Here is a 4,933-nt window from a genome sequence, read left to right as displayed (position 1 = left end):
AAGTCGATAATCCTCGGCACGATCTCAACAAGCCAATGGCCGAAGTTGGAATCCCCCGGCTTTCGAAGCAGCGCATATTCACCCTTCATCACCTCCAGGTCTGTGAGGTCAAAACTAGGTGCAGTTGTCACTGATGATCCAGAAATTGTTTCTGCCACCAACGTGCCGTCTTGGAGTATGACATGGCCATTTCCAAACAAGACGCAATTCTGTGCGGACAGAAGTACCTTTGCAGGAAGTTCAGCTTGAGGCCGTTGAAGCACGGCTTCCGTCCTCTCTCTCCACACCTTTCCCAGGCAGTCCAGATTGGAAAAAGCGGGCACAGAGCTGGGATAGGACCTGGCAGGAGAGATCTGATGATATTCGAGAAGGTCGTTCCCGATTTCACTGTGATATTTTATTGCAGCTGACATCAATCGTTCCAACCTCAAACATCAAAGACGTTCTCTAAGGACCTATCGAATTCACCCAGGGACTGGGCGAGGCCGTGCCGAACAAGAACCTGCCGCCGAACGGCATCCCGGTCCAGGCTGCCGCTGCGTACCTGCGCAACCGCCGCTTCCAGCGCGATCACCCAATCCTCGGTCGTGTTTCCGACCAGCATCATCTCGGGGACATCCCCGCGCAGCGCCCGATAGACCGGCATGTCCGAGGCCAGCACCGGCAGACCCAGCGCGGCGCCGTCCAGCACCTTCAACGCCGACTTGTGGCGGTTGAACTCGGTATCCTCCAGCGGCGCGAGGGCGAAATCGAAGCGGGCGGACAGGGACTTCAGCCAGGGGACGAAGCTCGCATAGCTCTTGGCATGGTCGGGCACGTCGATCCGTTCCGCCCAAGGTGGCAGCGGGTCGTCATGCACGCCGATCACGGCCAGCCGGAAATCGGCGTGCCGCGCGGCTATGCGGTCCAGCGCCGGCGCGATCATGTCGAAATCGGCCCGATGCGTCTTCGACCCCATGTAAAGCGCGGTGATCCCCTGGCCCGCCGCCCTGGGCGGCAGGTCGCCCCGCCACAGCGGCTCGCTGAGCAGGTTGGGCAGCAGGCGGGTGTCGGGGTTGATCCGCCGCAGCCGCTCCTGCAGCGGCGCGGTTGAGACCGTGACCATTCGCGCCCGTTCCGCCAGCCGCCGCAGGAAGGGCGCATAGGCGCGGTAGGTGCCGGCGGGATCCTTGTCGGCGGGCACGTCCAGCAGGTCGTCGTCAAGCTCCAGCACATAGGGCAGGCCGCTGTCGCGGAAGGCCGCCAGCAGCGGGTCCACCATCGTGAGCGGGATCGCGTTGCGCTGGATGATCGCGCCATCCACGACCCCGTCACGGATGTTCGCCAGCAGCGCCAGGGGCGTCATCCGCACATAGGTGACATCCCGGTCAAGGCCGTTGCGGGTGCGCTCCCACAGGCGGATTTCCGTCGAGGCGTATCCCCGGTGCAGCTTTTCGGACCCGGGCGCGACGACCGCGACGATGGGGTGCCGTCCGGTCCGTCCCGTAACCTGCCGATAGACTTCGAGATACTGCGCCGCCATCAGCTGGACGGTGCGGCCCTGCCCCCGGCCCCCCTGCCAGCGCAGGACGGCGGCATCCGCCCGGTCCTGTTCGGCGGGATCGAAGGCCAGCGCCAGGATGCGGGTGTAAAGCTCGGCGATATCCTCGTGCGGCAGCACCCAGCCCGCCCCGCTTTCGCGCACGCGGCCGGCGACTGTCGGGAAGTCGAAGACCAGCGCCGGGAAGCCGGCCGACCACAGCTCGGTCAGCGTGTGGCAATAGGTTTCGTCCCAGATCGAGAAGATCGCCCCCAGATGCGCGCCCGCCGCTTCCGCGCGCCTGGCGAAGTCGTCGCGGGCATAGGTGCCGTGCAGGACCAGCCGGGGGTGGGATATGCCCTGGGTCGTGTCGATCTTGCCCAGCACATGGAACTCGATCAGCCCGGCGGTATCATGATCCAGCAGCGCCTTGATGACGCCCAGGCCCTTGGCCATGCTGATGTTGCCGGGCACCAGGATCTTCAGCGGGCTGCCGTGCCGCGGGCGGCGGCGAAGCTGCTGCATCTCGGTGAAGCTGCGGCCGTGCGGGATCACGTGGAACCGCGCGGCGTCGATGCCGGGCAGTTGCGACAGGATGCGGGCGCGGGCGCTGTCGGAGGTGGTGACAAAGGCGTCGCAGTCGCCGAGCACCCTGCCGAAGCGCTGCCGCCAGACATTCACCCAGGCGCCCTTGAGCGGCGGCAGGCTGCCCGGCTGCCAGAGCTCGGCCCGGCACTCGCCGGCCGAGGCGGTGCAGGTGCCGCCGCAGTAGGTGTTGTCTGCGTCCAGCAGCTTGACCGTGGGGCACAGCGTATAGAAGTCGTGGAAGGAAAACACGACCGCGCTGCCCAGGTCCTTGGCGATCCGCGGCAGCGACAGGCTGTGCCAGCCCAGGTGGCGGATGTGGACGATCTCGGGGCCGATCTCGCGGATCCAGTCGCGGACGACGGCGTCGTATTCGCCGGAATGGTGCCGGATCGGGTCCACCGGCTCGTCCAGGCGGTGGCGCCGGATCTCGCGCAGCCGGGTTCCTTCCAGCCGGCTGAGCGTCAACTCGCGGCTGTCGCAGCGCAAAAGCCAAGAATCCAGTCCGTCCGCCAGGGCCGTCATCAGGTCCAGGTTGGTCTGCGGTGTGCCGCCTGTCTGGGTCGCGACGACGAACAGGACGGCCGGCAGGCCGGCGCGGGGATCGGCGCAGTCCGCCATCGCCTGCCGCGCGCGGAAACGCGCCAGCTGCAGATCGGTGTCGGTCGAAAAGACGCGGATGGCCTGCTTGTACTCGGGATAGCGGGCATCGATCACAGCCCGCCCCGCCGCCATCAGGTCGGTCTTGGCGGCGCCAAAGCTTTTCGAACGATCGTGGAAGACATAGGTGCGGTCATCGACGAGATGGGTCCAGCCCGCCCGTCCGGCGCGCATGCAGAAATCGTTCTCCTCGCCGTAGCCGCGGGGAAATGCCTCTGCATCCAGGGGGCCGACTTCATCCAGACAGGCGCGGTTGACGAACATGCAGAAGCCGTTGCCGGTCGGCACCACCGGATAAAGCCCCAGCGCCCGCCGGCGGAAGGCGCGGGCATAGGTGATCTCGTCCACACCGGGGGGCAGTTCGTTGGCGTTGCCGATGTCGGGCGCCGAAAACGCCCCCGCCCGGTCGGACATGGCGGTGACTGTCGCCACCCGCGGCCGTGATGCCGCGGCCATCAGCATCCCCTGCACCCAGCCGGGCGTCACCCGCGCGTCGCTGTTCAGCAGGATGGCATGCTTGCGCCCGACGTCCTCAAGCCCGCGATTGACGGTGCGGGTGAAGCCCATGTTCTCGCGGTTTCGCAGCGCGCGCATGTTGGGGTGGCTGGCCGCCCGCTGCATCAATGCGGAAATGGCGGGATCAGGGGACGCATCGTCGATGAACAGGATATCGACACTGCGCGGCGTGAATGTCGCCAGGCGCTCGATGCAGACGGCCACGTCTTCCGCCGCATTGTAGACGGGGACGATCACCGCGACATCCGCAAGCGGGATGCTGGCCACGCCTTCGTTCAGCGGGTGCCGCCGCGCTGTCTCGTCCACGAAAACCGTCTCGCTGCAGACACGGCCATCCGGCAGCCTGAGAGAAATCGTATGCTCACCAGCCTCGAGGTAGCGGAGCGGCAGGGCGACCCTTATCCCACCCAGGCCCTTGGATACTCGGTGCTTGAGAAGATCGCCCCGGGACTGATCGTTCCGGGCAACGCAGAATTCTTGTCCGTCAATAAGGACATCGATATTGAAAGTCTGCCCGTTTGCATTTTTGTTGATCGCCCAGCCGCGCAACTCGGTTAGGGTGACGCTTTCGATCTTGGCCCGGCAATCAAAGGACACGACCGCGGGCGACGGCTTCAGCTCTTTCGGTTCAATTGCATACCTGTGGCCCTTGGAACCCTCCGATTCCAACTGGCCAGCAATCTCTTTCGACGCGACGTCCTCGACAGACGTCGGCGAAGCAGCGCGCTGCAGAGATGAAACAACGTGCCGCAACAGGATTTCCCCTGAAGGCGAACGCCGCACTTCGATCACCGCGCCTTTTCTGACCGGCAGATGAGCTTCGGGCAGGCCGCATTCAAATCCGAAATGGCCATTTCCGAAGCCCGCGTCCTGAACATCCTGCCTGTGCAGGTCTGCAACGATCCCGGCCTTGACCTCGACACCATCCAGCAGAATGTCGATCACAAGCGGTGCTTCGCTGTCCTCGTCCTTCACCCAGCCAACGATCTTGCCATCCGAAACACGATCGACATGCCCAAGTCGGGTAATGCCGACATAGTTATCATCGGATGTTTTGCGCCCACTTCCAAGACGACGCAGATTTAAGGCGGAAATCTTTAGGCCGTATCGTTCCATGTGCTTCTCTAATGAATATTGTCACTAAAATTCGCCCTGAGTGGAGGCGACGATCTTATTCATGTCCTCCCATATCAACGAGAAGGGGGAGGCTACCCCGTTAAAGAGGATCATACTTCGCTTACTCCAGCAGCCTTGCGAGATACCTTCCGTAGTCGGTCTTTCCGAACCTCTGGGCCTGGGTGCGCAGCTGGACATCGGTGATCCAGCCCTGCTGATAGGCGGCCTCGTCGGGGCTGCCGGACTGCATCCCCTGGCGCTTTTCCAGCGTGCGCACGAAGTTGCCCGCGTCCAGCAGACTGCCATGGGTGCCGGTGTCGAGCCAGGCGAAGCCCCGGCCCATGCGCTCGACCGTCAGACGGCCTTCGTGCAGGTAGGCTTCCAGCAGCGTGGTGATCTCGAGCTCGCCCCGGTCCGAGGGCCTGACCTCGCGCGCGCGCCGGGGCGCGTCGGCGTCGAGGAAGTAGAGGCCCGTCACCGCATAGTTCGAGGGCGGCACGGCGGGCTTCTCGATGATCTGGACGGCCCGGCCGTGAT

General features: G+C 64.5%; 3 protein-coding genes. All 3 read right to left on the bottom strand.

Features of this window, described 5'->3' with window-relative positions:
* Positions 1–263, bottom strand: a 263-nt coding sequence (locus ACFHYO_RS15830) for a hypothetical protein (RefSeq protein WP_394321680.1), incomplete at its 3' end; no start/stop codon positions are given.
* A gap of 164 nt (positions 264–427) precedes the next feature.
* Positions 428–4,396 carry a glycosyltransferase gene (locus tag ACFHYO_RS15825; RefSeq protein WP_394321679.1) on the bottom strand — a complete coding sequence of 1,323 codons (3,969 nt, stop codon included), beginning with the start codon at positions 4,394–4,396 and terminating at the stop codon, positions 428–430.
* A gap of 121 nt (positions 4,397–4,517) precedes the next feature.
* On the bottom strand, positions 4,518–4,933 hold a 416-nt coding region (locus tag ACFHYO_RS15820; protein ID WP_394321677.1), incomplete at its 5' end, for a sugar phosphate nucleotidyltransferase.

It is taken from the genome of Paracoccus panacisoli, assembly GCF_042435015.1.
GTDB classification, from domain to species: domain Bacteria; phylum Pseudomonadota; class Alphaproteobacteria; order Rhodobacterales; family Rhodobacteraceae; genus Paracoccus; species Paracoccus panacisoli.
The sequence above is the reverse complement of the archived record's forward strand: the minus strand, read 5'-3'. Positions and strand labels throughout refer to the sequence as shown.

Excerpts from the sequence above, each read along its gene's own strand:
- ACFHYO_RS15825 (WP_394321679.1), bottom strand. The coding sequence starts at position 4,396 with ATGGAACGATACGGCCTAAAGATTTCCGCCTTAAATCTGCGTCGTCTT.